Annotated in this window: 2 protein-coding genes; both read left to right on the forward strand. The window is 40.0% G+C overall.

Translation table 11 applies throughout. The features are described 5' to 3' along the window. A partial coding sequence (locus tag J2X31_RS18135; RefSeq protein WP_310029004.1) for a T9SS type B sorting domain-containing protein occupies positions 1–3576 on the forward strand: 3576 nt, incomplete at its 5' end. A gap of 20 nt (positions 3577–3596) precedes the next feature. Next, the coding region (locus J2X31_RS18140; protein ID WP_310029007.1) for an IPT/TIG domain-containing protein at positions 3597–5552 on the forward strand (1956 nt) is incomplete at its 3' end.

A 5552-nucleotide genomic window follows, 5' to 3' on the forward strand; every position in this document is an offset into this window, starting at 1 on the left:
TATACTTTTACTCCAAATGCAGGACAATGTGCCACAACTGCGACACTTACAATTACCGTAAATCCTGCCAATACTGTTCCAACTTTTACAGCGATTCAACCAATTTGCTTTGGTCAGACATTGAATCCGCTTCCTACTACATCCAATAATGGAATTACTGGAACTTGGTCGCCAGCTTTGAACAATTCAGCAACGACTACTTATACTTTTACTCCAAATGCAGGACAATGTGCCACAACTGCGACACTTACAATTACCGTAAATCCTGCCAATACTGTTCCAACTTTTACAGCGATCCAACCAATTTGCTTTGGCCAGACATTGAATCCGCTTCCTACTACATCCAATAATGGAATTACGGGAACTTGGTCGCCAGCTTTGAATAATTTGGTTACTACAACTTATACTTTCACTCCTACAACCGGACAATGTGCTAGTACAGCAACACTGACTATCAATGTAAACACGCCTGTTGTTCCAATATTTACAGCAGTGGCTCCAATCTGTCTTGGTGAAAACTTGTCGGCTTTACCTCTAATTTCCAACAATGGGATTACAGGAAGTTGGTCGCCAGCTCTGGACAATTCGGCAACGACAACCTATACTTTCACTCCTACAACTGGACAATGTGCTAGTACAGTAACCATGACTATTAATGTAAACACGTCAATTGTTCCAACATTTACAGCAGTGGCTTCAATTTGTCTTGGTGAAAACCTTTCGGCTTTACCTTTAACTTCTAACAATGGAATTATTGGAACTTGGTCGCCAGCTTTGAACAATTCAGCAACGACTACTTATACTTTTACTCCAAATGCAGGACAATGTGCCACAACTGCGACACTTACAATTACCGTAAATCCTTCCAATACTGTTCCAACTTTTACAGCGATTCAACCAATTTGCTTTGGTCAGACATTGAATCCACTTCCTACAACATCCAACAATGGAATTACGGGAACTTGGTCGCCAGCTTTGAACAATTCAGCAACGACAACCTATACTTTTACTCCAAATGCAGGACAATGTGGCACTGTTACAACACTTACTATTACGGTAAATAATCTTGTAGTTCCGACATTTACTTCGGTAGCTCCAATCTGTCAAGGTGAGACTCTTTCGGCTTTGCCTTTAACTTCCAACAATGGAATTACTGGAACTTGGTCGCCAGCTTTGAATGATTCAGCAACGACTACTTATACTTTTACTCCAAATGTAGGACAATGTGCTAGTACAGTAACCATGACTATTAATGTAAACACGCCAATTGTTCCAACATTTACAGCAGTGGCTTCAATTTGTCTTGGTGAAAACCTTTCGGCTTTACCTCTAGCTTCCAATAATGGAATTACGGGAACTTGGTCGCCAGCTTTGAATAATTCGGCAACGACTACTTATACTTTCACTCCAAATGCTGGACAATGTGCTAGTACAGCAACAATGACTATTAATGTAAACACGCCAATTGTTCCAACATTTACGGCAGTGGCTTCAATTTGTCTTGGTGAAAACCTTTCGGCTTTACCTTTAACTTCTAACAATGGAATTATTGGAACTTGGTCGCCAGCTTTGAATGATTCAGCAACGACTACTTATACTTTTACTCCAAATGTAGGACAATGTGCCACAACTGCGACACTTACAATTACCGTAAATCCTGCCAATACTGTTCCGACTTTTACAGCGATTCAACCAATTTGTTTTGGTCAGACATTGAATCCGCTTCCTACTACATCCAATAATGGAATTACTGGAACTTGGTCGCCAGCTTTGAACAATTCAGCAACGACAACCTATATTTTTACTCCAAATGCAGGACAATGTGGCACTATTACAACACTTACTATTACGGTAAATAATCTTGTAGTTCCAACATTTACTTCGGTTGCAACAATTTGTCAAGGTGAGACTCTTTCGGCTTTGCCTTTAACATCCAACAATGGAATTACAGGAACTTGGTCGCCAGCTTTGAATAATTTGGTTACTACAACTTATACTTTCACTCCTACAACCGGACAATGTGCTAGTACAGCAACACTGACTATCAATGTAAACACGCCTGTTGTTCCAATATTTACAGCAGTGGCTTCAATTTGTCTTGGTGAAAACCTTTCGGCTTTACCTCTAATTTCCAACAATGGGATTACAGGAACTTGGTCGCCAGCTCTGGACAATTCGGCAACGACTACTTATACTTTCACTCCAAATGCTGGACAATGTGCTAGTACAGCAACAATGACTATTAATGTAAACACGCCAATTGTTCCAACATTTACGGCAGTGGCTTCAATTTGTCTTGGTGAAAACTTGTCGGCTTTACCTCTAATTTCCAACAATGGAATTACTGGAACTTGGTCGCCAGCTTTGAACAATTTGGCAACGACTATTTATACTTTCACTCCAAATTCGGGACAATGTGCAACTGGAACCACGCTTACAGTTACCGTAAATACCATAAATGTTATTCCTGACTTCGCGACCGTTGCACCAATTTGTTCCGGTCAAGCAATAGCTCCACTTCCTACTACATCCATCAATGGAATCACTGGAACCTGGTCGCCAGCCTTGAATAATTCAGCAACAACTACTTATACTTTTACTCCAAATACAGGACAATGTGCAACTGCAACCACAATGACCATCATAGTGGACACAAGTATAGTTCCGACATTTACTTCGGTAGCTCCAATCTGTCAAGGTGAGACTCTTTCGGCTTTGCCTTTAACTTCCAACAATGGAATTACAGGAACTTGGTCGCCAGCTTTGAATAATTTGGCTACTACAACCTATACTTTTACTCCAAATGCAGGACAATGTGCTACAACTGCAACATTAACCATTACCATCACAGATAAAATAACCCCTGTTTTTACTATTTCACCCATCTTTTGCATCGGATCTACTCCTTCTAGCTTGGATACTGTTTCCGATAACGGAATTTCCGGAACTTGGAATCCATCCGTAATCACTGCAAGTGGAAATTATGTTTTTACACCTTCTGCCAATCAATGTGCATTACCTTATACATTAACGATTACATCTTCTGAAATTGATTTTGAAATTACGGAAGGTTGCACAAACGGTGCTTTTCTTCTTCAAGCATCTCCCCTCTCTAATTCTTTTGATCCTGATACAGTTTCTTATCAATGGAAAAATAGTTCGGGAGCTGCCATCGGTTCGGATGAAAAAGAACTCAATGTAACAGCTTTATTGAACAGCACTCCAGAAATAGAAGAATTCCCTATCACTTATGAACTGACAATCACAAATGATTCAGGCTGTTTTAAGACACGTAGAGTAGAAATTTTTGGAGCGATTTGCAAAATTCCTAAAGGTATATCTCCAAATAATGATGGTGCCAATGATGATTGGGACTTGACGGGTTTGGGAGTGAAACATGTTACTATTTTTAACCGATACGGTACAGAGGTCTTCACTCATAGAAACTATACCAACCAATGGAAAGGCCAATCCAATAAAGGAGATGAACTTCCGGATGCCACCTATTTCTATGTGATTGAGCAAGAAAATGGACCCAATTTAACAGGCTGGGTATATATCAATAAAGCATACTAATAGTTTGAAAAATTTACAATATGATTAATTCCTCTTATTCATCAAAAAAAGAATCTATTTTACTTTTATTGATTGCTTCCTTTTTATTTTGTTTTAATAACTTAAATGCCCAGATATACAGTCATAATTTTGGTACAACTGGTATCACTTCACATCCATACACGGTAGCTCCGAACCTACTTGCCAATAATCTTTCAGCTTCATCATGGAGTAACAGTACAAACAGTTGGAGCAGTACTGCCGGTTCTACAGGTGAAGCAATTCGACTAACCACTTCAGTTGCAGCTACCATTACTCTAACCTTTGATGTTGCACCTAATTATCAAGTGGAAATTACTTCCTTTAATTTTTGGAGGCAGCGAAGTAATTTTGGTCCACAGGATTGGGCTATGACCATAAATGGGATAAATGTCGGAAGTGGTACGATTGGAGCTACGGGAGAAGCCATTGGAACAACAAATGTTGCCAATCCTATTGTTGGATTAGCAGGAACTGTAACGGTGGTAATTACAATCAGCAATTCTAATGGAAATGGAACATTTAGGTTGGATGATTTTACACTTAATGGAAGCGTTACATCTTCTTGTGCATCGCCAACCATAACTTCCTTTTCTCCTGTTTCAGGACCAGAAAACACATTGGTTACCATAACCGGAAATGGTTTTTTAGTTGGAACAGGGACTTCCTCGGTTAAATTCAATGGAGTTGAAGCTACAAGCTTTACAGTTGTTTCAAATACTGAAATTAAAGCTTATGTACCAGGGGGAAATGTTGGAACAGGTCCGATTGAAATTATTACAAATGGTTGTGAGGGGTTTTCTTCGGTGACTTTTTTACCCATAAAATCTGTACCAGCTGTAAGCTATTCAACTGACATATATATTTCTGAGATTTATGATGCCAATGGTGGAGACAGAGGAATTATAGAATTATATAATGGCACTGCTTCCGCCGTAAACTTGAGTGCCTACAGCATAAGAAGATACGGAACTATTGGGGATCAAAATCCTTCTAATACTTTTAATCTTTCGGGAACAATACCACCACTCACAACTTTTTTAATTCATTTTGGAAATAATGGGACGCATCCCACACCATGCGGTTTTGGTAATAATGTAGATATAGTGGGAATTGGTTTCAATGCCAGTGATGAATTTGAACTGGTTAAGAATGGAACTATAATTGATAATCTCCATGCACCGGGGAATATTGGCTATTCGATGATTAGAAATCCCAATGCAATTGCTCCAAAAGTAAATTTTAGCGCCAGTGATTGGTCAACACAGACAAATCCAGCCAATTGTACTACCAACTGCCATTGTTCTAATCTAGGAACACACAATGTAAATACTCCAATATTACCCACAATAACTAGTCCAGTAAGTAAAACGGCTTGCGAGAATAGCTCGGTTGTCTTTTCTGCAGTTCTTTCAAACAGTGTTGGTTTTAGTTTTCAGTGGAAAGTAGTTGGAGCTTCGGGAGTTTGGACCAACGTTGTAAATGGAGGAGGCTATTCAGGTGCGACAACAAATACGCTGACAATAAATCCGGCATCTTTGGCATTTGATGAAAATCAATATTATTGTCAGATGACTTCAAATACCGCAGGAGTTCTTGTAAGTAATGCGGCACAGTTGAGCATTACACCTGTGAACATAATACCCACATTCACACAAGTGCCATCAATCTGCCAAGGGGAAACATTGTCGGCCTTGCCTGTGACTTCCAACAACGGCATTACGGGAACCTGGTCGCCTGCATTGGACAATATGGCTACGACAACCTATACCTTCACTCCGAATGCGGGTCAATGTGCAGGTTCGGCAAGCATGACCATAACGGTAAATGCTTCTGTGGTTCCGAGTTTCACTTCTGTAAATCCAATCTGCCAAGGGGAAGCATTGTCGGCCTTGCCTGTGACTTCCAACAACGGGATTGCTGGAACCTGGTCGCCAGCCTTGGACAATATGGCTACG

Source organism: Flavobacterium arsenatis (genome assembly GCF_031456785.1).
In the GTDB taxonomy this organism is placed as follows: domain Bacteria; phylum Bacteroidota; class Bacteroidia; order Flavobacteriales; family Flavobacteriaceae; genus Flavobacterium; species Flavobacterium arsenatis.